This window comes from Caballeronia sp. LZ029 (assembly GCF_031451275.1).
Lineage (GTDB): Bacteria > Pseudomonadota > Gammaproteobacteria > Burkholderiales > Burkholderiaceae > Caballeronia > Caballeronia jiangsuensis.
This window is the reverse complement of sequence record NZ_JARUXO010000002.1, coordinates 271,667-296,998: the sequence shown is the minus strand read 5'-3', so window position 1 is coordinate 296,998 and position 25,332 is coordinate 271,667. Positions and strand designations below refer to the sequence as shown.

Sequence of the window (25,332 nt, the reverse complement as noted above, 5' to 3'; positions counted from 1 at the left end):
AAAATTGGACATGGAGATCGGAAATGGACGAAGTATACCGGCGCGATGAAGTCGCGCAAGATGTGAAGGGAAGTCAGGTGGCGGTCGCCGTGATGGCATCGTGCCTCGGATGGGCGCTCGATCTGTTCGACCTGTTCGTCGTGTTGTTTGTGGCACCGGTGGTGGGGCATCTGTTCTTTCCGTCGTCCAATCCGATGCTTTCGCTCGCGGCTGTTTATGCATCGTTCGCCGTCACGTTGTTGATGAGGCCGCTCGGCTCCGCGATCTTCGGTTCCTTTGCCGATCAACACGGACGCAAGCGCGCAATGGTGGTGTCCGTCGTCGGCGTGGGCGTTTCCACGGCCGCATTCGGCATGTTGCCGACTGTTGCACAGGTAGGCATCGTCGCGCCCGCGCTGTTCCTCTTGCTGCGTCTCGTGCAGGGCGTGTTCGTCGGAGGCGTGGTTGCATCGACGCATACGATCGGGACGGAGACGGTCAGTCTCAAGTGGCGCGGTGCGGTGTCCGGGTTCGTCGGCGGCGGTGGCGCGGGACTTGGCGCGTTGCTCGCATCGCTCGTCTATCTGGCGACGACCGCGATCTTTCCGGGTGCGGCGTTCGAGGTGTGGGGCTGGCGCTGCATGTTCTTCGCGGGCATCGTGAGTTCCGTGCTCGGCGTGTTCGTCTTCAACAGGCTCGAGGAATCGCCGCTGTGGGCCGAGCTCGCCGCACGAAAGAAGGCAGCCGCGCGCGCGAAAGGCGCCGCGCAGGAAGGGCCGGTCGCTTCGCCGTTGCGCGTCTTGTTCTCGAAGAAGTATCGCTCGATCCTCTTCGTGAACCTGTTGCTGACCGTCGGTGGAGGCAGCGGCTATTACCTGACGTCGGGATACTTGCCGACGTTCCTCAAGGTCGTCACGCATACTTCAGCGACGAGCGCGGGATGGATTCTGATGTGGTCGAGCGTCGCCGTGGTGATCGCATCGACGGCGGCGGGACATCTGAGCACGCTGATCGGACGCAAACGCAGCTTCATCTGGCTCGGCGTCGCGCGTCTGATCTGCTTTCCGCTGCTCTATCTCGCGATGCCGCATGCGGACGGCGTGTGGCTCATCGGCTTCTATGCGATCGTGTTGAGCGCGCTCGGCAGCGCAGGCTATGCGCCGATCCTCATATTCCTGAACGAACGCTTTCCTACCGCGATACGCGCATCGGGAACGGGATTGTCGTGGAATCTGGGCTTTGCAGTGGGCGGCATCATGCCGACGGTCGTTTCCGTGGTCGCGAAGTCGCCCGTCGATTTGCCGGTCGTGCTCGCGGTCGCGCTCGTCGTAATCAGCGTCCTGTTCCTCATCGGCGCGTTCATCGTGCCTGAAACGATGGGTCGTCTGAACGAAGAGGACTGAACGATTCGACCCGATTGCCGCGGATTGCGCGGCAGTCGGGTTCATTGCTTCTGCGTATCGGCATCGCCCGCCAGTTGCCTCTGCAATCCATCCAGTACGACATCGATATATCGATCGAAGCTCTGTTCGAGCGCGCGATTCGTTCCTCCCTTCCATCGCACGATGAACGCCTGATTCGACATGCGCGTCATGTTCGCGGTCAACAGCGGAAACTCATCACGGTCAAGCTCCTCGAAGCGCACGCGCAGCCTGTCCTCCCATTCGTCGCGCTCGTCGGCGCCGTGGCCCGCGAATTCGAGCGTGACGAATCCGACCATCGCGGTGATCACGGTGTTATAGACGTGAATCAGTTCCTCCGATTTGAAGCCCGCGGACAACAGCGTCCGGAGCACCGCCTCGACCATCACCGGATTCATACTGGCGTTCGAGATGATCTGCGAACCGAGCAGCGGCGCGACGTTCGGATGCCGCGCGACCGCGCGACGGTAGCGATGAAACAGTTCTTTCAGCCAGTCGCGCCAGCGCCCGGCGGGAAGCGGCCCGGGAATGAGATCGCCTAGCGCGCGCGTGATGACCTCGACCAGCAGTTCGTCGCGGCTCGTGACATACCAGTAGATGGCGGTCGGATAGACGCCGAGCTCCCGCGCCACATCGCGCAGGCTGAAGTTTGCATAACCCTTTGCGTCGATCAGCGCGAGCGCCGCCTCCACGACGCGTTCCCGCGAAAGCCCCTGGTCGCGCGCGGAGCGGCCCCGTCGCTTCTTTTCCGGCGCTGCCTCTTCCTTTTTCCTCAACGTGACTTCCCGAGTTTGAGTTCGACCGAGCGTCACTCTACTGCAATCGGTGGCGACATGCGACAGGTGCGGGAAAACCCGGCAATTCGCTCGCTTGCACGATTTAATTGTACGGCGTACAGTAAATGCAAATCGACGGCACGGACATCGCGGGCGAACCCGTTTTCTGTCCGGAGAGGGCGACGCTCATGCGAGCGCCGCGACATTCGTTTTGATTAGTCATACTACATAAAGGACCGATCCATGAAGCCCAAGGCGCTTACCTTCGACTACTTCGGCACGCTCGTAGACGTGACGACGGGAGGCATACGCGGCATCGAAGCGGTGCTCCAGCAGCTCTCTCTCGATCCGGCGAAGTCCGCCGCCGATGTCTATCTCGACTGGGACATGCGCGCGGTGCAGACCTACCGAAGCCACGCGTATATGCGTTATCGCGTGGTCGCGCAGCATGCGCTCACGGGTTGTCTGGAAGCGCTTGCGGAGGGATGCACCGATGGCCAGGACATGGCGGCGCTGACCGAGCTGCTGCTTACGCATCTGGTGGAGTCCTCGCCGCCTTTCGACGACGCCGTCGCATTCCTCGACTGGGCCCGTGAACATTTCGCGCTGATGCCCATCACGAACATGGATACGGACCTATGGAAACGCAGCCGCCTCGTGCGCTACTTCCCGCAGGTGACGACGGCCGAGATGGCGCGGGCCTACAAGCCTTCCGAGACGATCTTCAAGACCGGGCTCGCGACGCTCGGCCTGAATGCCGACGAGATCTTCCATTGCTCGATCGGCACCTGGGCGGACATCGACGGCGCGAAACCGCTCGGCATCCGGGTCGCGTGGATCAATCGCGGCAACGAGCGTCTGGGCGACTGGCAGGCGCGTCCGGATCACGAATTCGCCACGCTCGAACCGGTGCGCGGCGTGCTGGAACGTCTCATCGACCGGTGACAGGAGCACGATCATGCAAATAGCAGCAATCAAGACCCTCGTTCTATGTCTGAGCGTGGCGTGCGCGGCGCCGGCCGTCCATGCGGACACGCTCGTGAAGATCGGCGTGGCAGGACCGTTGACGGGCTCGCAGGCCGCAAGCGGCAAGGACAACGAACGCGGCGCCAGGCTGGCGATCGATGACCTGAACGCGAAACATATGACGCTCGGCGGCCAGCCGCTCAGGTTCGAGCTCATTTCGGTGGACGACGAGTCGGACCCGAAAGCCGGCGTGACCGCCGCGCAAAAGCTCGTGGACAGCGGGGTGATCGCGGTCATCGGTCACTGGAATTCGGGCGTGACGATTCCCGCGTCGAAGATCTACAACGATGCCAAGGTGATCATGATCACGCCCGCGGCGTCGAACCCGGCGTTGACCGTTCCGGGCTATCCGTATGTGTTTCGCCTCACCACCGACGACAACGTGCTCGGCGCGAGGATGGCCGATTACGCGGCCAATACGCTGCATCTGAAGCGTGTCGCCGTGATCGACGATCGCACCGCTTATGGCTCCGGCGTCGCGGATGTGTTCGTCGCCACGGCGAAGAAGCTCGGCATCGACATCGTGACGCGCGAGTACTCGACCGATCACACGGTGGACTTCAAGGCCGTGCTGTCGAAGATCAAGCCGGCGAAACCGGACGGCATCTTCTACGGCGGCTACTACGGTCAGGCTGCCTATCTCGCCCGGCAGATGCGCGATCTCGCGGTCAGCGGCGTATTGATGGGCGGCGACGGTCTGTGCGTCGGCGAGTTTCCGCGTCTCGCGGACGGCGCGCTCGACAAGAAAATGTACTGTCCGCAGGGCGGCACGCCGCTCGGCGCATTGCCCGAAGGCAAGCGTTTCGAGACGCGCTTCAAGGCCGCTTACGGCGTGAATCCGGATCAGAAGGGACCGTCGTTCTATGCGGCGACGATGATGATCGGCGACGCGATCTCGTCGGCGCAGTCGCTGTCTCCGGAAGCGCTCGACAAGACGCTGCATCAGACCACCTTCAATACGCTGTTCGGTCAGGTGCGGTTCGATCAGCGCGGCGAATGGATCAAGGCGCCGATGACGCTGTACTGGTCGGCGGGCGGATCGATCGTGCCGGTCGATTGAACGCGGGACGAATACAGATCATGAACGAACCTCGAACAATCCAGGAAGCGTATGTCCACTGAAAACGCAGTATCGCCACGACTCGACGTGGAAGGGCTCGGCCACGCCGCGGAGCGTGCCGCCGGCGTGTTCGCGGAAGCGAACCCGAAGAGCGCCGCCGCTCATCTCGATGCGCTCGCTGTCATGCCCGGCGGCAACACGCGCTCGGTGCTGTTCTACAAGCCGTTCCCGCTGACGATCGCACGCGGCGAAGGCAAGCGCCTGTGGGATCTCGACGGCCACGCCTATACCGATTTCCTCGCCGAATACACGACGGCGATGTACGGCCACAGCCATCCGGTGATACGCGCGGCGATCGTCGAAGCGCTCGACAACGGCCTGAACCTGACGGGTCACAACACGCTGGAAGTGCCGCTCGCGCGCCTGTTGCGCGAACGCTTCGAATCGGTCGAGTCCTTGCGCTTCACGAACTCGGGAACCGAATCGAACCTGATGGCCATCGCGGCATCGCTCATCTTCACGGGGCGCAGGAAAGTCGTCGCGTTCACGGGCGGTTATCACGGTGGCGTGCTGACCTTCGGCAGCGGCAACAGTCCCGTGAACGTGCCGCACGAGTTCATCGTCGCGTCGTACAACGATCTGGCCGGCGCGCAACGAATCTTCGCCGCGCATGGCGACGAGATCGCCGCCGTCATCGTCGAACCGATGCAGGTCGCGGGCGGATGCATCGTCGGCGAACCGGCTTTTCTCGAAGGCCTGCGCGATCTCACGCAGCGTCATGGCGCGTTGCTGATCTTCGATGAAGTCGTGACCTCGCGGCTGTCGGGCGGCGGGCGGCAGGCGCTGCTCGGGATCAGGCCCGACCTCACGACGTTCGGCAAGTACATCGGCGGCGGCATGTCGTTCGGCGCGTTCGGCGGCCGGGCGGACGTGATGGCGCAATTCGATCCGCGCAGGCCCGGCGCGACGCCGCACGCGGGCACCTTCAACAACAACGTGCTGTCGATGTCGGCGGGTCATGCGGGTCTGTCGCGGCTCTATACGCCGGGCGCTGCCGCCGCGCTCAGCGAAAAGGGCGAGCGCTTGCGCGCGCGACTGAACGGACTGTGCCGCGAGCGCGGCGTGGCGATGCAATTCACCGGTATCGGATCGCTGATGAACCTGCATGCCGGCGTGCATCCGATCCATTCGGTGGCGGACTTCATCGAAGGCGAATCGCCGCTCAAGGACCTGTTCTTCTTCCACATGCTGGAGCGCGGCTGCTATGTCGCGCGGCGCGGCTTCATCGTGCTGACGCTCGCGCACGACGAAGGCGATCTCGAACGCTTCGCGCAAGCGGTGGCCTCGTTCGTCGAACGTCATGAAGCGCTGTTGCGCGCACGCTAGATCATTCATGGAGACATCGTTGAATTCCGCTCAGTCACCGGCCGAACCGAAGCGTCTGCGCAGCCGCCGCTGGTTCGACGATCCGTCGAATCCCGGCATGACCGCGCTCTACCTTGAGCGCTACATGAACTTCGGCATCACGCGTGAGGAGTTGCAGTCGGGCAAGCCGATCGTGGGCATTGCGCAGACCGGCTCGGATCTCGCGCCGTGCAACCGGCATCATCTCGAACTGGCGAAGCGCGTGCGCGACGGCATTCGCGACGTGGGCGGCATTCCGCTCGAGTTTCCCGTGCATCCGATCCAGGAAACCGGCAAGCGTCCGACGGCCGCGCTCGACCGCAATCTCGCGTATCTCGGTCTCGTCGAAGTGCTGCACGGTTATCCGCTCGATGGCGTCGTGCTCACGACCGGTTGCGACAAGACCACGCCCGCCTGCCTGATGGCGGCGGCGACGGTCAACATTCCGTCGATCGTGCTGTCGGGCGGACCGATGCTCGACGGCTGGCATCGCGGCAAGCTGGCGGGGTCGGGCACGGTCGTGTGGGAGGCGCGCAAGGAACTCGCGACCGGCCAGATCGGCTACGACACGTTCATGGAGAAAGTGGCTTCGTCCGCGCCATCCGCCGGGCATTGCAATTCGATGGGCACCGCGCTTTCGATGAACGCGCTCGCCGAGGCGCTCGGCATGTCGCTGCCCGGTTGCGCGTCGGTGCCCGCGCCGTACCGCGAGCGCGGATGGTTCGCCTACGAGACGGGCAGGCGCATCGTCTCGATGATTGCGGAGAACCTGCGGCCATCGGACATCATGACCCACGAGGCGTTCGAGAATGCGGTCGCGGTGGCGGCTGCCATCGGCGCGTCGTCGAATTGCCCGATCCATATGATCGCGATTGCGCGTCACATCGGCGTGGACCATACGCTCGATGACTGGCAGCGCGTAGGTGCGCAGATTCCGTTGCTGGTCGATTGCCAGCCGGCCGGACGCTTTCTCGGCGAGGCGTTCCATCGCGCCGGGGGCGTGCCTGGCGTGATGCGCGAGCTGCTGCACGCGGGCCGGCTTCATCGCGATGCGATGACCGTGACGGGACGCACGCTCGCCGATAATCTCGCCGGCGTCGCGGCGCCTGACCGCGAGGTGATTCGCGCCTTCGATACACCGCTGAAGTCGGCAGGCGGTCACGTCGTGCTGAGCGGCAATCTGTTCGATAACGCCGTGATGAAAGTCAGCGTGATCGACGCGCGCTTTCGCGAGCGCTTTCTCTCGAACGCCGCCGATCCGGACGCGTTCGAGGTGAAGGCAATCGTCTTCGAGGGGCCGGAGGACTATCACGCGCGCATCGACGATCCTGCGCTCGACATCGACGAACACTCGATCCTGGTCATGCGCAATTGCGGCCCGGTGGGTTATCCGGGCGGCGCGGAGGTGGTCAATATGCAGCCGCCCGCCGCGCTGATCCGGCGCGGCATCGACACGCTTCCTACCATGGGCGATGGCCGTCAGAGCGGGACGTCGGGCAGTCCGTCGATTCTGAACGTGTCGCCGGAAAGTGCGGTGGGCGGCGGGCTCGCGCTGCTCAGGACCGGCGATCGCCTGCGTATCGATCTCGGCGTGCGACGTGTCGATCTGCTCGTATCCGCCGATGAACTCGCCGCGCGACGTGCCGCATGGAGGCGGCCCGAACTCGCGAACCAGACGCCGTGGGAAGCCATCTATCGAAGCATGGTCGGGCAGCAGGGCAGCGGCGCGTGTCTCGAACCGGCGACGCTCTTTCTGAACATCGTCGAGGCGCGCGGCGAAGCGCGCGACAACCATTGACGGAGCGCGCATGAATCGACTGGACGGCGCGCGGGGGCCGCGCGTGGGCATCGTGACGGGCGCGGGCTCGGGCATCGGCAGGGCGGCGGCAATCGAATTGCTGCGCGACGGCTGGTCCGTCGCGCTGCTCGGCAGGCGGCGCGAGCCGCTCTTCGAGATCGCGCATGACCCCGAGTTCGCGGGCCGCGCGCTCGCGTTATCGTGCGACGTGTCGGATGCGACGGCGGTGGCTTCGTCGTTCGATGCGGTCGTCGCTCATTTCGGCCGGCTCGACCTGCTGTTCAACAATGCGGGCGTCGGCAATCCGCCCGGCGCTTTCGATACGTGGACAGCGGAGCAATGGCGCGGGGTCGTGGACGTGAATCTCAACGGCATGTTCTTTTGCCTGCAACGCGCGTTCCGGATCATGTCGGCGCAGACGCCGCGCGGCGGCCGCATCATCAATAACGGCTCGCTGTCGGCCTGGGCGCCGCGGCCCAATTCGACGGCCTACACGGCGACCAAGCACGCCGTCACGGGCCTCACGCGCTGCGCGTCGCTCGATGGTCGCGCGCATGACATCGCTGTCGGTCAGATCGACGTCGGCAATGCGCACAGCGCGCTGGCATCGGCGATGGCGCACGGCGTGCCGCAGGCGAACGGCGAGCTCGCAGCCGAGCCGCTGATCGACGCGGCGATAGTCGGACGCTCGGTCGCGTATCTCGCGAGTCTGCCGCCCGATGCCAACGTGTTGTTCCATACGATCATGGCGACAAAGATGCCGTTCGTCGGCAGAGGCTGATCCGGCTGCGTGCGCGCTGCGCCGGTCCACGCCGACCTCGACTCGACTGGGTCGGCGCGCTGCAAAATCGTCCAATACTTTTGGCAATGGAATGCCTAGCATGCTCTCCAGGGTCGATTTTTCAGGAGAGAGACATTGCTGTTGCATACCGAAGCAATCGAGGCGGACGCGCAGAAAGCGCCGCCGAAGCTGGAGCGTTGTGTGATCGTCGTTGATGAAGCGTTGCCGCCGGGCAAGGCATCGAACGCTGCGGCGGTCGTCGCGTTCACTCTGGGCCAGCGCCACAGCCGTCTCGTCGGCGCGCCTTTGGTCGAGCGGGACGGCACGGCGCATCCGGGACTCATTCCCATCGGCATTCCGGTATTGAAGGCATCCGCGCTTCAACTGAGCGAGCTTCGCCGGAAATCGCTCGCGCAGTGTGACGTCGTGGACTTTCCCGTGCAAGGGCAGGCCACCACGGATTACGCCATGTTCCTCGAAGCCGTCGAGGCGCACGCCGGCGAATCGCTTCAATATCTGGCGGTCGGACTGGTCGGCCCCAGGAACCGTGTCAGCAAACTGGTCGGCGGTTTTTCGCTGTTCGCATGATGGAAGCGCGGATTACATCGGAGCGCATCGGTCAGATCTGGTCTGTCAGTTTGAACCGCCCCGACAAGCGAAACGCGCTCGACGGTCTGATGTTCGACGCGCTGGCGAACTCGTTGCGCCTCGCACAGGGCGACGAACGCGTGCACTGCGTGCTGCTGCAAGGAACCGGCGAGAGCTTCTGCGCGGGACACGACATCGCCGCTTTCGGCACCCTGTGGCCGCAAGCCGAAGACGGTGCGATCCGGCGATGCATCGCGGCGTTCGCCGAGCAGCCCAAGCCCCTGATTGCCGCTGTCAATGGCGCGGCCGTTGGATTCGGCGCAACGATGCTGTTACACGCGGACTGGGTGGTTGCCGGCGAAAGCGCGACCTTCCGGTTTCCGTTTTCCGATCTCGGTATCGTGCCCGAAGCGGGAGCGACAGCGTTGCTGGCTCGCAGGGTAGGCGATCTCGCGGCACGCGACTGGCTGATGAGCGGTCGCGCGGTAGCGGCATCGGAAGCGTTGCGGCACGGCTTTGTGTCCCGCGTAGTACCGGACGCGGACGTGCGCGCCGTTGCAAACGAATACGCCCTGCGCCTCGCCGCTAAACCGCCGGGTGCTTTGCAGACCACACGGCGTTTGATTCTGGAAGGCGCTACGTTAACGGCGCAAGAGGCGATCGAGCGGGAGTTCTTCCATCTCAATGCCTTCATTCCCGCGAGCATCTGGAGATCGATTCCTCATGGCTAAAGTCCACCTTGTTCACGCTCACCCCGAGCCGCACTCGTTCTGTTCGGCAATGGCCCGCGAAGCCGAACGCGTACTGAAGTCACGCGGCCACGATGTGAGCTTCTCTGACCTGTATGCGCTCAACTTCGATCCCGTAGTCCGCGCCAGCGAGTTCACCGAGCGCGCCAACGACGACTATCTCGTCTATGCACTGGAGCAACGTCACGCGCTCGAGCACGATGCGCTTGCGCCCGACGTGCGGCGAGAGGTCGATGCACTGTTGGCCAGCGACACGCTCGTGCTGGTGTTTCCGCTTTACTGGTTCTCGGTGCCCGCGCTGATCAAGGGCTGGATCGACCGCTGTTTCCTGTCGGGCGCGATGTATGGCGGCAAGCGCATCTACGGTCGCGGCGGCATGGTCGGCAAGCGCGCCGTGATCGGCGTGACATTGGGTGGCCGGGAGCACATGTTCGGCGCGCAAGGCATTCATGGCGAACTGGCGAGCGGCATGCTGCGTCATCTGCTGCAAGGCACGTTGGGATATGTGGGCTATGAAGTGGTCGAGCCGTTCTTCGCCTGGCACGTTCCCTATTGCTCGGACGCCGAGCGGGCCGACACATTGACGCGCTGGCGCGACTTCATCGATAGCCACGACACGCGACCGCGCATCGCGATGCCGCTGCTCCAGGATTATGATGACGTGTTCAGAGCACTTCCACGGACGGTTTCATCATGAAAGCTGCATCGGCGATTCGTTCGGTCAAGGTCTGGCGCGCGCCCGACGTCATGGACGCCGTCATGCTGAAGGGCCAGTTCGTCGGTCACCGGTATCCGCCGCACGCACACGATACGCATTGCCTCGCGGTCATTACCGGCGGGGAATTGGCGGTCGAGGTTCGGGGACAGCGGCGCATATGCCGGCGCGGCGACGTCATCGTCATCGATGCCGACGTGGTGCATTCAGGCGCCGCCGCCGGTGACGGCCAATGGAAGATGCGCGTCGAACACGTGCAGCCCGCGGAACTGGCCGCGTACTGTGAACGGCTTGGCATTCCGCGGCGCGAGCGATTCGAACTGGATAGCCCGTTTGTCATCGACAATGCGTTGTCGCGGCACCTCTACGGCGTGAACTGGTGTTCCGAGAAAAACGACGATCCTTTCAAGCGCAGCGAGGCGCTGGCCTGCGCTATCGTCGGCTTGTACGCGCGCCAGCCTGGGCGCTCCGGTGACCTGCCCTCAGTGCGAAGCGAGCCTGCTCTGGTACGTGCGATAAAGCGCCGCTTGCGCGAAGACCTTCATGCGAGGGTGACGTTGTCGACGCTTGCGTCGGAGTTCGGCGTTACGCCGTTCGTGCTGTTACGCGCTTTCGTGCGCGAGGCGGGACTGAGCCCTCATGCCTTTCAGCAGCAGGAGCGCTTGCGCGCAGCGATGCCGATGCTGCGCGACGGCAGACCCATTGCAGAAGTCGGCGCCCGAACCGGCTTTGCGGACCAGTCACACTTCACGCGCGTCTTCAAACAGCAAACCGGCGTGACACCGAAGATCTATCAATCTGCGTTTTCTTGAATCGTTCGACGAAAATCGGCAATAGCGAGCGTCTGACGATCATCGCGCGGCCCATGCCGCCGCCAGGCCATATCCGCTTTGCACCCCCTTTGAATCCACGGCATGGCATGACAGATAAAATCGTGCGAATCACTCACGGTCAATGCCATGCCGCTCAATCCCGATTCCCCTCTCGCACGTCTCATGAATGCTCCGGTGAGGCCGGGCAAAGTCGTATGGATAGGCTTGCGCGGCGTGCGGCGCGAGCCGCTCGACGTGGTCGAATTCGCGCTCGCGCAGGCGGGCGGCGGTCTCGAAGGCGATCACTACAGCCGCAAGGGCGGCAACCGGCAAGTGACGCTGATTCAGGCGGAGAGCCTGCGCGCGATAGCGAGCCACCTCGGTCTCGATGACGTTTCGCCCCTGGATTTGCGGCGCAATATCGTGACGGCGGGCGTGAATCTTCACGCGCTGAAGGACCGTCGCTTTCGCATCGGCGGCGCGGTGCTGGAAGCGAGCGGGGAATGTCATCCGTGCTCGCGCATGGAAGAGGCGTTCGGCGTCGGCGGCTATAACGCGGTGCGCGGATTCGGCGGCATCACGGCGCGCGTCGTCGAAGGCGGCAGGATCGATCTTTCGAGCGTGATCGAGCCGCTGCGCTGACCGTGATGTGACGACGTGTATCGGCGTTCCTGCCACCGTGCGCCGGCGCGCGCAAGTCATGCCGGCCCGCTCATTCCAGGCTAATTCACGGGTTGTAACCTGCTTTGCATCGGCGGTGCATGCAAGGCAGCCTCAGGAAAGAAACGACATGTGCGCTGCGGCGAACGCCGAACTAACCCGACAAGGAGCACATCATGTCCGCACTCTTTTCTCGCGTGGCCGGATGGCTGATTTCCCGCTACAGCGTGTCTGCGCGCCGCGCCCGTTACGCTCGTTACGCAGCGCTGGATGATCGCGCCGATCTTCAACATCGCATGCGCCAGATCGAAGAAGAACTCCGCGCCAACGGCATGCCGCTGCGCGGCGCGGTATCGCGTGACAGGCATGCGTTTGCTCGCATCGTGATCGATCAGGACGACAGCGCGAGGCGCAAAGAGCCGGTCTGATCGCCGGCGCTGGCCGTCGCAAGTTGCGACATCCTCATACGACAAAGCCTCGTCAATGTGTTCGAAACTGCGACACGTCCCCCCTTAACTCGCCCGGCGTCATGCGCGTATCGCGTAGCCGATGGCCGCAAAGACGTGCAGGTATCCGGATTCTCCGCGCATCGGTCTTCATTGGCGTAATCCTTGCTCCAGAGGCTCCGCGGGCAGCGCCGCGCTGACTCGACGATAACGATCAAGGAGACATAACGTGAAGGCTGCCGTGCTGCATGAGTACGACGAAACCTTGTCCCGCGACGAGTTCGTTCGCTATGAAGACGTCGAAACGCCCGACATCGTCAGGCCGACCGACGTGATCGTCCGCATCGGCGGAGCAGGCGTGTGCCGCACCGACCTGCACGTCGTCGAGGGAATCTGGCGCAGCAAGGTCGATGTCGCGCTGCCCTACATCATGGGCCACGAGAACGCCGGCTGGGTGGAGGCCGTCGGGCGCGCCGTCGAAAGCGTCAAGGTGGGCGATCCGGTCGTCTGTCATCCGCTCGTCACGAGCGGCCACTGTCTCGCGTGCCGGCGCGGCGACGACATGCACGCGACCGAGAGCCGCTTTCCCGGCATCAACGCGAATGGCGGTTACGCCGAATATCTGTCGACCGGCGAACGCTCATTGATTCGTCTGCCATCCACGCTCGCACCCAAAGACGTCGCGCCCTACACCGATGCCGGCCTGACCGCATATCGCGCCGCGAAGAAGGCGTCGCGTCACTTGCTGCCCGGCCAGTTCGCCGTGGTGATCGGCGCGGGCGGACTGGGGCATATCGGCATTCAGGTGCTCAATGCGCTGTGCGCGGCGGAGATCATCGTCGTCGATCGTTCGGAGACCGCGCTCGCGCTGGCGAAAGAGTGCGGCGCGCATCACACCGTGCAAGGCGGCGAAGGCGAAGTGGAACGCGTGCTCGAACTGACGCACGGCAACGGCGCGGAAGCCGTGATCGATTTCGTCGGCGAGGGCGATGCCATCGCGAAGGGTCTCGCGATGACGCGCAACGCGGGCTTCTACTACATCGTCGGTTATGGCGGGAAGATCGAGATTCCGACCATCGACATGATCACGAGCGAAAAGACCATCGTCGGCAATCTGGTCGGCACCTATCCCGAACTCGTCGAGCTGATGGCGCTCGCCGATCGCGGGCTCGTGCATCTGGCCACGCGCGAATACCGGCTGAGCGACGCGAATCAGGCGCTCAAGGATCTGCATCACGGCAGGATCAAGGGACGCGCGGTCCTCATTCCCTAGCAGCCGGTCAACAGGACTCGAACGGAGAGCGTCATGGCGGCGCAAGGCAATGTCACGCCCATCTCGGAGCGCGTGCGGCTCGTGATCGCGCTGACGCAGATCAATTCGGATCATCTGCGCAGCAAGAGCCGCGTCGCGGGCGTCGAGATCGAACTGGAAGGCGCGCTGGCGGCGAGTCCGCCCGAAGCGCGCACGTCGCAGCAATGTCTGAACATCGAGATGCTGCGCGAACGGCTGCACGACGCGAACGAATCGATGCGCGCGCTGGAGGAAGATCGCGCGCGTCTCACGGCTGCGCTGGCGGAGATGGAAGCGGCGGCGCGCCGGATCTCGGAACCAGGGAGACGAACATGACGACCGATGCAACCACGAAAGAAGCGTTCTTCGAACGGCTGGGCGCGCTGTCCGACGAGATGATCGGCGTGTTCGGCCGCGACTTCGCAATGGGCGCGCTGCTCGTCGCCGCGCGCTGCATCGCGCAAGGTCAGCCGGTTCAGAACGAAGCCACGCCGGCGGACAGCCAGTGAACGATGTCGCAGTTTCGGACACCGCAGGAATGCATACGTCGCGTTCCACGACATGATCGCGAGCGCGGCCTTGCTGTATGGGCCCGAAGTGCATGGCACGCTTGTCGCTCTATGTCGGGCCGTGCCGACGAAAGCGGCGCATGTGTTGGTGATCACGGACCTGCGCGCGAGAAGCCGCCGGTCCCCCTGTAACCGGACAAGGAGAGCTCGATGTCAGAAGCATTAACGCTCAACAAGATCACGTCCCAGCGAGGAATCAGCATCGGCGAGGCGGCCAAACGCGTCGCGGATCTCGGCTGGACACCCAGTTACGTTCAGGAAGCGATGACCTTCCCGACCGACTACAAGATCAGCAAGGCGCCACGCGATCCCATGAAGCAGGTGCTGCGCTCGTATTTCCCTATGCAGGAGGAGAAGGACAACCGCGTCTACGGCGCGCTCGACGCGGCGCTGCGCGGCGACATGTTCCGCAATGTCGAGCCGCGCTGGGTCGAGTGGATGAAGCTGTTCCTCGCGATCATCCCGTTTCCGGAAATCTCCGCCGCACGCTCGATGGCGATGCTCGGCCGTCTCGCGCCCGGCGAAGAACTGCGCACCGGCTTCACGATGCAGATGGTCGACGAGTTTCGCCACTCGACGATCCAGATGAATCTGAAGAAGTGGTACATGGAGAACTACATCGACCCGGCGGGCTTCGATATCACGGAAGCCGCGTTCGGCAAGTGCTACGCGACGACCATCGGCCGCCAGTTCGCGGAAGGCTTTCTGACGGGCGATGCCGTGACGGCCGCCAACGTGTTCCTGCAGGTGGTCGCGGAAACCGCCTTCACCAACACGCTGTTCGTGGCGATGCCATCGGAGGCGGCGCGCAACGGCGACTATGCGTTGCCGACCGTGTTCCTCTCGGTGCAGTCGGATGAGAGCCGGCACATCGGCAATGGTCACTCGCTGATGATGTCGGTCATCAACGATCCGGACAATCACCTGCTGCTCGAACGCGATCTGCGCTATGCGTTCTGGCAGAACCACGCCATCGTCGATGCGGCTATCGGCACGTTCATCGAGTACGGCACGACCGATCGCGACAAGAAGAAGGAGTCGTATGCGGAGTTGTGGCACCGGTGGATCTACGAAGATTACTACCGCACCTACATGCTGCCGCTCGAAAAGTACGGCATCAAGATTCATCACGACGATGTCGCCGCCGCGTGGGATCGCCTCGTCAAGAAGAACTACGTGCACAAGGTCGCGCAATTCTTCTCGGTCGGCTGGCCGGTGAACTTCTGGCGCATCGAGGCGCAGACGGAGAAGGACTTCGAGTGGTTCGAGCACAAGTATCCGGGCTGGTATGCGGAGTTCGGCGACTACTGGAAGTGGTATGCGAAGAAGAGCGTGCCGGGCGAAACCAACATGCTGTTCGATCAGGAGAACGGCTATGTGTACCCGCATCGGTGCTGGAGCTGCCTCGTGCCGTGTCTGATCCGCGAGGACTTCTGTGTCGATGAAGTCGACGGCAAGCTCTATACGTACTGCTCGGAGCTGTGCCGCTGGACGCACAAGGTCGCGTTCGCGTCGGAATACGAAGGCCGTCCGACGCCCGCGATGGGCCGCTTCAGCGGCCGCCGCGAATGGGAAGAGGTCTATCACGGCTGGGATCTCGCGGATTGCATCAAGGATCTCGGCTTCGTTCGCAGCGACGGCCGGACGCTCGTGCCGCAACCGCATCTGCGCTTCGACAACCGCGACATGTGGACGCTCGACCATGTTCGCGGCCACACCATCCAGAGTCCGATCGTGCTGTTGCGGGAGATGACGCCGGAGCAGCGCGAGAAGCACATCGCGGAATATCGCGCGGGCTTCACGATCAATCCGTGCAGTTGAGACGGGCCTGCGGCCCGCTGCGTTCGTGCGCAGCGGGCCGCGACGAGCATGGGAAAACCTATGAGCGATTCGAATCAGACGCATACGGTCCGCTTCGAGCCGGTCGGCGTCGAGATGTCCGTCGCGGAGGGCGAGACGGTGCTGGAGGCCGCGTTCCGGCAGGGCATCGCCGTCATGCACGGATGCAAGGAAGGGCAGTGCAGCAGTTGCAAGTCGCTGCTCGTGGAGGGCGACGTCGAGCTGAAGAAGTATTCGACCTTCGCGCTGCCCGACTATGAAAAGGAGTCGGGTCATATTCTGCTGTGCAGGACGCTCGCCTACAGCGACCTGACCGTCGAGCTGCTGAACTTCGACGAAGACCTGATGCGCCGCTCGATACCCGTAGCCGAATACGACGCGACGGTCACGAGCATCGCGCCGCTCACGCACGACATCCGTCTGCTCGAAGTCGAACTGAGCCGTCCGTTGCGCTTCTGGGCCGGCCAGTACGTCGATCTGACGATCCCGTTCGCGGGCATCACGCGCTCGTTCTCGATGGCCAATCCGCCCGATGGCGAAAGGCGGCTGCGCTTCATCATCAAGAAGTATCCGAACGGCGCGTTCTCTTCGCTGCTCGACGATGGCCTGAAGCCCGGCGACCGGCTCGTCGCCAAAGGCCCTTACGGCACGTGTTTTCGGCGCGAGGATCAACCCGGCCCGATGGTGCTGGTCGGCGGCGGTTCGGGCATGTCGCCGTTGTGGTCGATCCTGCAGGATCACGTGCAAAGCGGCGAAGAGCGGCCCGTGCGCTTCTTCTACGGCGCGCGCACCCGCCGCGACCTGTTCTATCTCGACGAGTTCGCGGACTTCGCCGAACGGCTGCCGGACTTCCGCTTCATTCCGGCGCTGTCGAATGCCGAACCCGGCGACGACTGGACGGGCGACACGGGTTTCATCCATGAAGTCGTGAGCCGTACGTTGCGCGAGGAATCGCTCGCGGGCGACATCGACGCCTACGCATGCGGTCCCACGGCGATGATCGACGCCGTGATTCCGGCGTTGCAGATGGCGGGCGTGGAACCGGAGCGGCTCTTCTTCGACAAGTTCACTCAGGCGGTCCGATGATCGATTCATCGGTGCACAAGGCTAAGTAAAGGAGACGCGACATGAGTACAGTGACGGAGCAGTCGGCAGCGCTCAAGTCGGGCGCCGCGGGCGCGGCGCAATTCGTGGGCTGGGACAGCCGCAAGTACAACTATTTCGAGCCGAAGGGCCGCAAGGCGAGCCATTACGAGGACATGACCGTCGATGTGCAGCCGGACCCGAAGCGCTATCTGATTCAGGACTGGATCCTTCAGTTCGCCGACGGCACGCCGACCTACTCGGAGACGTGGACCGCGGCGAAAAGCTCGGACTGGCACACGTTCCGCGCGGTCGATGAGGAATGGGAACGCACGCATTATCAGCGTCAGTCGACCATCGTCGGGATGATCACGAATGCGATCGCCAATGCGCGGCGCACGGGCGTGGTCAAGCGTTTCGACAAGGCGTGGGTGAAGGTGCTGGAGCAGCATCTGGGCGCCTACAAGCATGCGGAATTCGGGCTCGGCACCGCGACCATGCACGCGCAACGCTACGGCTACACGCAGATGATCAACAGCGCGATCCTGACGAACGCGTCGTACAAGCTGCGTTTCGCACAGGACCTGACGCTGTATCTCGGCGAGATCGCGCTCGATCTGCCCGGCTTCGATCTCGATGCCGGCAAGAAGCACTGGCTCGAAGATCCGCTCTGGCAGCCGACGCGCCTTGCCATCGAGACGATCGGCGGCGCGACCGATTACCTTGAAAAGTATTTCGCCGTCAACGTGGTGTTCGAGCCGCTCGTCGGAGACCTGTTCCGCAGCGGTTTCATCATGCAGATCGCGGCCGCGCAGAACGACTTCGTGACGCCGACCGTCGTGTCCGCCGCCGAAGGCGACTACGAGCGCAATCTCGCCAACGCGGTCGAGCTGTTTCATATGCTCGCGAACGATCCGGCGCACGGCGACGCGAACCGCGCGCTGTTCGGAGCGTGGCTCGAAAAGCACGGCGCGCTAGCCGCGGACGCGGCCAGGCACTTGCAGCCGATCTGGTCGATTCCCCATGCGAAGGCGGCGCAATTCACCGATTGCCTGAACAGTTCCGTCGAACGTGCGCAACTGATCGCCAAGGAAATCGGCATTCCGTCTTCACTCGCGATCGAAGCCTGAGACTCGATTGAATCCACCGCGAACAGGAGCAGCTCATGTCAGTGCATACCGACAACATCTTCAAGTCGATCAAGGATCTTCGCTTCGAGCAGACCATCTCGCATCAGTGCGGCGTGACGATGAACGACAGCGTCGAGGCTCGCGCGATCGCCGAGCTCATGGGAAGCAAGCCGGGCATCACGGTCACGTATCTGCCGGCGATGATCCGCATCGACGGGCAGGACAAGATCGAGTTCAGGATGGGCGAAATCAGCGAAGTGCTGGGCCGCGAGATGACGCCCCATCTGTTCGAGATATCGACGTCGACGCATTACGGCCGCATGGTGATGGTCGATGACGACACCGTCGTGCTGTTCGGCAACATGGAAGACGCGATGGCCTACGAATGAAAACGCGCGACGGCGCGCAGCGCGCGCCGCTGTCCGGCAACCCCACGGAGACACACACATGTTCAGAACTCAGGACGGCGAGGAGATTTTCATCATCGACGGGCACGTTCATCTATGGGACGGCAGCAAGGCGAATCTGAAGAACGTGCACGGCCAGCAGTTCATCGACTGCTTCTATGCGTATCACAAGAATCTGAGCCCGAAGGATTATCTGTGGCCGAAGGAGAAGTTCGACAAGTACGGCGAAGAAGTCATGTATGACGACCTGTTCGTCACCGGCTACGACGACATGGCGATCTGCCAGCCGACCTATCTCACCGACTTCTACAAGAACGGCTTCAACACCACCGAGGCGAACTACGTGGTGAAGAAGAAGTATCCGCACCGTTTCATCGTGAACGGCGCGTTCGATCCGCGCGATGGCGAAGCGGGGCTGGAGCGCCTGAACGAGCTTGCCGAGCTATACAAGATTCAGGGCGTGAAGCTCTATACGGCGGAATGGCGCGGCGACAGCAAGGGCTACAAGCTGTCCGATCCGGGCGCGTATCGCTTCCTGGAGCGATGCGAGCAACTGGGCATCAGGAACATTCACGTGCATAAGGGTCCGACGATTCTGCCGCTCAACCGCGATGCCTTCGACGTCGCGGATATCGACGATGTCGCGACGAGCTTCCAGGGACTGAACTTCATCGTCGAGCATTGCGGGCTGCCGCGTCTGGACGATTTCTGCTGGATCGCCACGCAGGAAACGAACGTCTATGGCGGGCTCGCCGTCGTGCTGCCGTTCATTCACACGCGGCCCGAATACTTCGCGCATGTGATTTCGGAGCTGCTGTTCTGGATCGGCGAGGACCGCATTCTCTACGGCAGCGATTACGCGATCTGGTCGCCCAAATGGCTGATCGAGAAGTTCATGGCGTTCGAGCTGCCGGAATCGGTCAGCAAGGAAACGGGCGTGAAGCTGACGCTGGAAGCGAAGAAAAAGATCCTCGGGCTGAATGCGGCGCGCCTGTACGGCATCGATATCGACGCGCAGAAGAAGCTGCTCGAAGAGGCGCCGCGCGCTGCGGTGGCGCACGCATGAGCGGCGATCGCGCGCAGCAGGTCTGGGCGCGACTCGCAGCCGTCGTCGATCCGGAACTCGACGAGGCGGTGACGGAGCTCGGCTTCGTCACCAGCGTCGAGGTCGATGCCGAAGGCGGCGTGGACATCGCGTATCGTCTGCCGACTTACTGGTGCGCGGCGAACTTCGCGTATCTGATGGCGGCGGACATGCGCGCGGCCGTCGCGGGCCTGCCGTGGGTGACGCGCATCGGCCTCACGCTCGACGAGCACATGTACGCGGACGAGATCAATCGCGGCATGGCGCAGAACCTGTCGTTCCAGCGAGCCTTCGGAGACGCCGCCAGCGACGATCTCGACGAGGTGCGCCGGACGTTTCTCGTCAAGGCGTTCCAGCGCAGGCAGGAGGCGCTGCTGTCGCATCTGCTCGCCAAAGGGCACGAAGCGGCGCAGCTGCTTGCGCTCGCCACGGACGAGCTTGCCGCGCTCGACGACGATCCCGAAACCGGGCGTCTCATCCGGCGATACCTAGAGCGCCGTGATGTCTGCACGCACGAACTCGCCTTCGTCGATACCAACAGCGCGCCCATCGATCCCGCGACGCTCGGCGCCTATCTGCGCGCGCTGCGGCGCGTGGGCGTGAATGCCGAGTTCAACAGCGCGCTCTGCCGTGGCCTGCTCGCGGCCCGCTACGGCGAAGTCGAGGAGCAGCCGATTCGTTTTTTCCCGCGACCGCTCGAACCAGACAACCATAAACCGGAGACAGGAGCACACGATGCCCAACATCATGCTGCATGACGAAGAGGCGCGCGCGGCGCTCGGACGCGGCGTCGGCAAGCTCGCGCGCGCGGTGAGCGCCACGCTCGGGCCGAAAGGCATGAACGCGATCATCGACCGGCCGATCGGCTCGCCGATCATCTCGCGCGACGGCGTGAGCATCGCGAGCGAGATCGAGCTGGAAGATCCGTTCGAGAACATCGGCGCGCAGGTCGTGCGCGAAGTCTCGAAGCAGACCAACGAAGTCGCCGGCGACGGCACGACCACGGCCACCGTGCTCGCCGATACGCTCGTGCAGCAAGGTCTCGAATGTCTCGCGGACGGCGCGAATCCGGTCGAGCTCGTGCAGGGGCTCGACGCGGCGGTGAACGAAGTCATCGCTGCGCTCAGGCGTGCGGCCACGCCGCTGCGCGGGCCGGAGGAAGTGCGCGCGGTCGCCGTGGTCGCGGCCAACGACGACTTCACCGGCGGTCTCGTCGCCGAGGCGCTGGAGCGCGTGGGGCCGGACGGCATCGTCGATGTCGAGTACGGCACGACCGTGGAGACGCGGCTCGAAGTGGTCGACGGCATGGCGTTCGATCGCGGCTATCTCTCGCATCACATGGTCACGGACATCGAACGCATGCAGGTGGTGCTCGACAGCCCGCTCATCCTGATGACCGACCAGCGCCTGCAAAACCAGGCCGAAGTGACGGCGTTGCTCGCGCTCGCGAACGCAAGCAAGCGGCCGCTGCTGATCATCGCGGAAGAGGTCGCGCCCGCCTGCGTGGTCACGCTGCTGGCGAGCCGCGACAACGGCGGGCCCGCGGTCGCGGCGATTCATCCGCCCGAATACGGCCACTGGCGCAAGGCCATGCTGGAAGACATCGCGATCGTCACCGGCGGGCGCGTCATCGCACGCGATCTCGGCGGCAGGCTCGAAGCCGTCGAAATGCGCGATCTGGGCAGCGCGCGGCAGGTCCGCATATCGTCCAACCAGACCATCATCACCGCGGGCGGCGGCGATCCGGCGGCGGTGGCGGCGCGCCGTCAGCAGGTCGCGCGTCAGTACGAGATGGCGCCGGAGAACGTCGAGCGCGACAAGTTCGAAGTCCGGCTGGCGAAGCTTTCGGGCGGCACCGCGATGATCCTCGCCGGCGGCGCGACGCCGGTCGAGCAGAAGCGCCGTCTGCATCTGATCGAGGATTCGATCAACGCGGCGCGCGCGGCGATCGCGGAAGGGATCGTGCCTGGAGGGGGCACGGCGTTGCTGCGCGCATCGGCGCAACTGGATGATCTGATCGGACGCACGCGCGGCGCGGCGCAACTCGGCGCGCTGCTGCTCAAGCGGGCGCTGGAGAAGCCGCTCTTCACGATCGCGTCGAATTGCGGGCTGGACGGCCATGCGATCGTCGCGCAGGTGGCGGCGGCGGGCCGCTGCGTCGGACTCGATGCGCGCACCGGCGAGATCGTCGATCTGCTGGAGCGCGGCATCATCGATCCGGTGAAGGTGACATATAGCGCGGTGCGCAATGCGGCATCCGTCGCCGGGCTGATCCTGACGACCCAGACGCTGATCGCCAAGAAGCCCGATTTCGCCGATCCGACAGCCGGGCCGGCGCTCGGTGCGGGCGCCGAACTGCTCGGGAGAAAATAGGCCGCCCGCCTTGTGCGTCGCGACACGCGTCCGGCCGCCGGAAGCGTTTGCCCAAAAGGACGTGGCGCACGCGTGAGGTCTATACTCAGCGGACGATGCCGCGCAGCCGCCGGGCGCTTCGCCCGGGGCTGGCCGGCACGCCCTCGCGAGTCGCGCCGAGGTCCGCCGCAGAGCGGGCCGCGCGTCCCCAACTCGCACGGAGGAGACACATGACGAGGCGCCTCATCGGCATGCCGGCTGGCGACGATTCCGCGGGCGAACGCGGTATCGCCGGGCGGACACGAGCCGACGTGAACGCTGGATTTCATTCGGACAGCAGCACCATGCTCGCGTGGGAACGCTTTCTGGCGGGCGAAATCACGACCGCCGCACCGACCGAACTGATCGCGTCGTGGAAGCGGAGTCTGCAATCGGGCGTCAATCCGACCTCGGGCGCGGCGCCGTTCGCGGTGCATGGCGATGCGATCGACGCGCTGCGCTGGCGTCATCGCGAACTGCTGGCGGCATCGGACCGGCTGTTCATGGCGACGGCGGACCTCTTCGCCGATTCGTCCTCGATTCTGCTGCTCACCAATGCCGACGGCGTCATTCTCAAGGCCGCCGGCGACCTGCGCACGCTCGACGCCGGCGAAAAAATCCATTTGATGACGGGCGGCGACTGGCGCGAGGCGACGGCCGGGACCAACGGCATCGGCACGGCGCTGGCGACGCGCCAGCCGACCTATATCCACGCCTCCGAGCATTTCTGCGAAGGCATCAAGGCGTGGAGCTGCGCCGCCGCGCCGATCTGCGAGCCGGGAACGGGCGCGGTGCTCGGCGTGCTGGACATTTCGGGGCCGCCATCGACGTATCAGATCAACAATCTGACGCTCGCCGTGACGGCCGCGCGGCAGATCGAAATGGTGCTCGCGGAGCAGGTGGCGCGCGAGCAGATGCGCCTGCTTGCGTATTGTCTGCAACGGCTGTCATCGGCGGATGCGGCGGGGCTCATCGCCATCGACCGGCGCGGGCGGCTCGTGCACACCACCGCGCGCATTCCGTTGCCCATCAATTTGGGCGAGCGGTTTCCCGGCATGAGCGAGCATTGCCCGATCGAAGAGTGGCCGAATCATCTTCCGCAAGGCTTGCGGCCTGAATGGTTCGATCCGGTCGTCGCGGACGGCGAAGCGATCGGGGCGATGCTCGTCGTGCCCGCGCCTTCCGGGCTCGCGGGCGCGTCGCGTCTGACGAGCGGTGCGCGGCGTGTCGGCGTGCAGGTTCAGGGGCGCAGCGAAGCCGATCCGAAACGCAACTGCTTCGCCCAGATCATCTGTCAGAGCGTGGCGATGCAGCGCGCCATCGAGCGCGGACGGCAGCTTGCGCGGCGCCGGGTGCCGGTGCTGATCGAAGGGCAGACGGGCGTCGGCAAGGAGCTTTTCGCGCGCGCGATCCACGGCGAGGAGTCGGGCGAGGGTCCGTTCGTGGCGTACAACTGCGGGGCGGCGTCGAAGGAGCTGATCGGCGCGGAACTGTTCGGGCACGTGCGCGGCGCCTACACGGGCGCGACGGCGGAAGGGCGGCCCGGGCGCTTCGAACTCGCGCACGGCGGAACGCTGTGCCTCGACGAAATCGGCGAATTGCCGCTCGATCTCCAGCCCATCCTGCTGCGCGCGCTGGAAGAGGGCGTGATCTACCGGCTCGGCGATACCCAGCCGCGCCGCGTCGATGTGCGGCTTCTCGCCATGACGAACCGGAACCTGCGCGAAGAGGTCGAGTGCGGGCGTTTTCGCGCGGATCTCTACTATCGCGTCGGCGTGACGCGGATCTGTATTCCGAGCCTGCGCGAGCGCGATGGCGACGTCGATTTGCTGATCGAGCATTTCAATCGCGCGCTCGCGCTGCGGCATGGCGTGCCGGCGAGAGAGTTTGCGGACATCGTGATGGAAGTGCTGCGCGCTTACTCGTGGCCGGGCAATGTGCGCGAACTGCGCAATCTCGTCGAGAACCTGCTGCTCACGTCCAATGACACGCGCGTGATGCTGGCCGAACTGCCCGCCGAGGTGCTCGACGAATCTCCCGCCGCGCGCGACAGCGTGACATCCGGCGCCGCGCCGGGCACGGGAAGTCTGGAGGAAACCGAGCGATTCGCCATTGCGCGGGCGCTGCGGCAGGCGCAGGGCAACATGGCGCAGGCCGCGCGTGCGCTGGGCGTATCGCGCAGCACGCTGTATCGAAAGATGGAGCAGTACCGGATTCGCGCCGAGGCTTCGGTGGTCTCGTCACATTAGTTCGTTTTCAGTCTCCGCGTATTACGAGCGCGCCGGTTCCGAGGCACTTGCTTTCTGACCGGTGGGGGTAGCCTCCCGCTCCGTCCTCGCTCTTCCGTGCTTCACGATCTGGCGAGTCGCCACGTGCCGAACCGTCTTTCGGGCATTTCGAGCCACAATCTCGATATGCTTCTACACGGATAGGCCATGGAACGTCGAGCACAGCTTCCCCCGTTGAATCCCGCCCGGGCGTTCGAGGCGACCGGACGCCTGCTGAGCATTTCCAAGGCCGCTGACGAGCTGGCCGTCACGCCCGCCGCCGTCAGCCGGCAGGTACGTACGCTCGAAACTTACCTGGGCGTCGATCTGTTCGAGCGGGTGAGAGGGCGGCTGGAGCTGACGTCGGCGGGTGCGCGGTATCTGGCGGAACTCATGCCGCTGTTCGCATCCCTGCGCGAAGCCACCGACAGCCTGCGATCGTCCGAGCGGCGTGCGCGCGTGCTCAAGATCCGCTCGCCCGCGACCTTCGCGGTGCGCTGGCTGATCCCACGTCTCGCGAGCTTTCATCGGTTGCACGAAAACATCGACGTGCAACTCACGACATCCCCGGCTCCGCTGAATTTTGCGCGTGAGGACATCGACGGCGGCATTCAGCTAGGCGACGGCAAGTGGCCCGGCCTGCGCGTACAACGTCTGATCGCGAACGAGCTGGTGCCTGTTGCAGCGCCTTCCAGACAGGTCAAGGCCCGCTCGCAGTTGCAGGGCGAGACGCTTCTGCACACGCTTGCGCGCCCGGAAGACTGGACCTTGTGGCTGAAGGCGGCGGGCCTTCCTTTGAACGCGCGACGCCGCGAGATGCGCTACGAAACGTCGCTGCTCGCGTACCAGGCGGCGATAGAAGGACACGGTGTCGCGATCGCGCAGAAGGCGCTGGTGCGTGGTGAACTGGAAAGCGGTCTGCTCGTCACACCGTTTTCATTCGAGCTCGATCGCGGGCATCACACTTACTACTTCGCGTGGCCGACGGAGCGTGCGCAATCGGATGCATTGAAGACTTTTCGCCGATGGCTGCTTACGTTGCTCGGCAAATAGGTC

The 25,332-nt window shown here is 64.2% G+C and carries 25 protein-coding genes; 24 read left to right on the top strand and 1 reads right to left on the bottom strand.

Annotated features, from left to right (window positions below; translation table 11 throughout):
• Positions 1 to 23: 23 nt before the first annotated feature.
• Positions 24 to 1,382: an MFS transporter gene (locus tag QCE73_RS16350; protein ID WP_404989775.1), complete on the top strand. Its 1,359-nt coding sequence runs from the start codon at positions 24 to 26 to the stop codon at positions 1,380 to 1,382.
• Positions 1,383 to 1,423: 41 nt separating this feature from the next.
• Here QCE73_RS16350 and QCE73_RS16345 read toward each other — a convergent pair whose 3' ends face one another.
• Positions 1,424 to 2,176 (bottom strand): TetR/AcrR family transcriptional regulator, encoded by a 753-nt coding sequence (locus QCE73_RS16345; protein WP_035498086.1) that lies wholly within the window; start codon positions 2,174 to 2,176, stop codon positions 1,424 to 1,426.
• Between the two features lie 243 nt (positions 2,177 to 2,419).
• Between QCE73_RS16345 and QCE73_RS16340 the strand changes: the two genes are divergently transcribed.
• The 23 genes from QCE73_RS16340 to QCE73_RS16230 all read left to right on the top strand — a co-directional run bounded on the left by QCE73_RS16340 (position 2,420) and on the right by QCE73_RS16230 (position 25,329).
• On the top strand, positions 2,420 to 3,121 hold the full coding sequence (locus QCE73_RS16340) for an HAD family hydrolase (protein ID WP_035498087.1): 702 nt from the start codon (positions 2,420 to 2,422) through the stop codon (positions 3,119 to 3,121).
• Positions 3,122 to 3,134: 13 nt separating this feature from the next.
• Complete coding sequence (locus QCE73_RS16335; protein ID WP_309882330.1) at positions 3,135 to 4,262, top strand: branched-chain amino acid ABC transporter substrate-binding protein; 1,128 nt, start codon at positions 3,135 to 3,137, stop codon at positions 4,260 to 4,262.
• 51 nt (positions 4,263 to 4,313) lie between these two features.
• Entirely contained in the window at positions 4,314 to 5,648 is a 1,335-nt protein-coding gene (locus QCE73_RS16330; RefSeq protein WP_309882328.1) for an aspartate aminotransferase family protein, read from the top strand.
• 19 nt (positions 5,649 to 5,667) lie between these two features.
• Positions 5,668 to 7,464 (top strand): IlvD/Edd family dehydratase, encoded by a 1,797-nt coding sequence (locus QCE73_RS16325; RefSeq protein WP_309882327.1) that lies wholly within the window; start codon positions 5,668 to 5,670, stop codon positions 7,462 to 7,464.
• Positions 7,465 to 7,474: 10 nt separating this feature from the next.
• Positions 7,475 to 8,245 carry an SDR family oxidoreductase gene (locus QCE73_RS16320; protein WP_309882326.1) on the top strand — a complete coding sequence of 257 codons (771 nt, stop codon included), beginning with the start codon at positions 7,475 to 7,477 and terminating at the stop codon, positions 8,243 to 8,245.
• A gap of 135 nt (positions 8,246 to 8,380) precedes the next feature.
• The gene (locus QCE73_RS16315) at positions 8,381 to 8,833 is read left to right on the top strand and encodes a DUF2000 domain-containing protein (RefSeq protein WP_404989774.1); all 453 of its coding nucleotides are present in this window, start codon (positions 8,381 to 8,383) and stop codon (positions 8,831 to 8,833) included.
• Complete coding sequence (locus QCE73_RS16310; RefSeq protein ID WP_309882325.1) at positions 8,830 to 9,564, top strand: enoyl-CoA hydratase-related protein; 735 nt, start codon at positions 8,830 to 8,832, stop codon at positions 9,562 to 9,564. Before QCE73_RS16315 ends, QCE73_RS16310 begins: the two co-directional genes overlap by 4 nt.
• Positions 9,557 to 10,279 (top strand): NAD(P)H-dependent oxidoreductase, encoded by a 723-nt coding sequence (locus QCE73_RS16305; RefSeq protein WP_309882323.1) that lies wholly within the window; start codon positions 9,557 to 9,559, stop codon positions 10,277 to 10,279. Before QCE73_RS16310 ends, QCE73_RS16305 begins: the two co-directional genes overlap by 8 nt.
• Positions 10,276 to 11,109 carry an AraC family transcriptional regulator gene (locus QCE73_RS16300; protein ID WP_309882321.1) on the top strand — a complete coding sequence of 278 codons (834 nt, stop codon included), beginning with the start codon at positions 10,276 to 10,278 and terminating at the stop codon, positions 11,107 to 11,109. The genes QCE73_RS16305 and QCE73_RS16300 overlap by 4 nt, the downstream gene beginning before the upstream one ends.
• 147 nt (positions 11,110 to 11,256) lie before the next feature.
• Positions 11,257 to 11,751: an MOSC domain-containing protein gene (locus QCE73_RS16295; RefSeq protein ID WP_309882320.1), complete on the top strand. Its 495-nt coding sequence runs from the start codon at positions 11,257 to 11,259 to the stop codon at positions 11,749 to 11,751.
• Positions 11,752 to 11,945: 194 nt separating this feature from the next.
• Entirely contained in the window at positions 11,946 to 12,197 is a 252-nt protein-coding gene (locus QCE73_RS16290) for a DUF3563 domain-containing protein (protein WP_309882318.1), read from the top strand.
• A 247-nt stretch (positions 12,198 to 12,444) separates the two neighbouring features.
• Entirely contained in the window at positions 12,445 to 13,488 is a 1,044-nt protein-coding gene (locus QCE73_RS16285; RefSeq protein WP_035498098.1) for an NAD(P)-dependent alcohol dehydrogenase, read from the top strand.
• A gap of 33 nt (positions 13,489 to 13,521) precedes the next feature.
• Entirely contained in the window at positions 13,522 to 13,842 is a 321-nt protein-coding gene (locus tag QCE73_RS16280; RefSeq protein ID WP_309882317.1) for a hypothetical protein, read from the top strand.
• Positions 13,839 to 14,015, top strand: a complete 177-nt coding sequence (locus QCE73_RS16275) for a hypothetical protein (RefSeq protein WP_309882316.1) — start codon at positions 13,839 to 13,841, stop codon at positions 14,013 to 14,015. Before QCE73_RS16280 ends, QCE73_RS16275 begins: the two co-directional genes overlap by 4 nt.
• 210 nt (positions 14,016 to 14,225) lie before the next feature.
• A complete protein-coding gene (locus QCE73_RS16270; protein ID WP_035498102.1) occupies positions 14,226 to 15,896 on the top strand; it encodes an aromatic/alkene/methane monooxygenase hydroxylase/oxygenase subunit alpha in 1,671 nt (556 codons plus the stop codon).
• A 60-nt stretch (positions 15,897 to 15,956) separates the two neighbouring features.
• On the top strand, positions 15,957 to 17,000 hold the full coding sequence (locus QCE73_RS16265; RefSeq protein WP_309882315.1) for an FAD-binding oxidoreductase: 1,044 nt from the start codon (positions 15,957 to 15,959) through the stop codon (positions 16,998 to 17,000).
• A 41-nt stretch (positions 17,001 to 17,041) separates the two neighbouring features.
• Complete coding sequence (locus tag QCE73_RS16260) at positions 17,042 to 18,127, top strand: aromatic/alkene monooxygenase hydroxylase subunit beta (RefSeq protein WP_309882314.1); 1,086 nt, start codon at positions 17,042 to 17,044, stop codon at positions 18,125 to 18,127.
• 35 nt (positions 18,128 to 18,162) lie between these two features.
• A complete protein-coding gene (locus QCE73_RS16255; RefSeq protein ID WP_250487385.1) occupies positions 18,163 to 18,516 on the top strand; it encodes an MmoB/DmpM family protein in 354 nt (117 codons plus the stop codon).
• A 58-nt stretch (positions 18,517 to 18,574) separates the two neighbouring features.
• Complete coding sequence (locus tag QCE73_RS16250) at positions 18,575 to 19,600, top strand: amidohydrolase family protein (protein ID WP_309882312.1); 1,026 nt, start codon at positions 18,575 to 18,577, stop codon at positions 19,598 to 19,600.
• Positions 19,597 to 20,376, top strand: a complete 780-nt coding sequence (locus tag QCE73_RS16245) for an iron-sulfur cluster assembly protein (protein WP_309882311.1) — start codon at positions 19,597 to 19,599, stop codon at positions 20,374 to 20,376. Before QCE73_RS16250 ends, QCE73_RS16245 begins: the two co-directional genes overlap by 4 nt.
• Complete coding sequence (locus tag QCE73_RS16240; protein WP_309882310.1) at positions 20,354 to 21,991, top strand: molecular chaperone GroEL; 1,638 nt, start codon at positions 20,354 to 20,356, stop codon at positions 21,989 to 21,991. Before QCE73_RS16245 ends, QCE73_RS16240 begins: the two co-directional genes overlap by 23 nt.
• Before the next feature lie 209 nt (positions 21,992 to 22,200).
• A complete protein-coding gene (locus QCE73_RS16235) occupies positions 22,201 to 24,258 on the top strand; it encodes a sigma-54-dependent Fis family transcriptional regulator (RefSeq protein ID WP_035498111.1) in 2,058 nt (685 codons plus the stop codon).
• 186 nt (positions 24,259 to 24,444) lie between these two features.
• Positions 24,445 to 25,329, top strand: a complete 885-nt coding sequence (locus QCE73_RS16230) for a LysR substrate-binding domain-containing protein (protein ID WP_309882309.1) — start codon at positions 24,445 to 24,447, stop codon at positions 25,327 to 25,329.
• Positions 25,330 to 25,332: the final 3 nt, after the last annotated feature.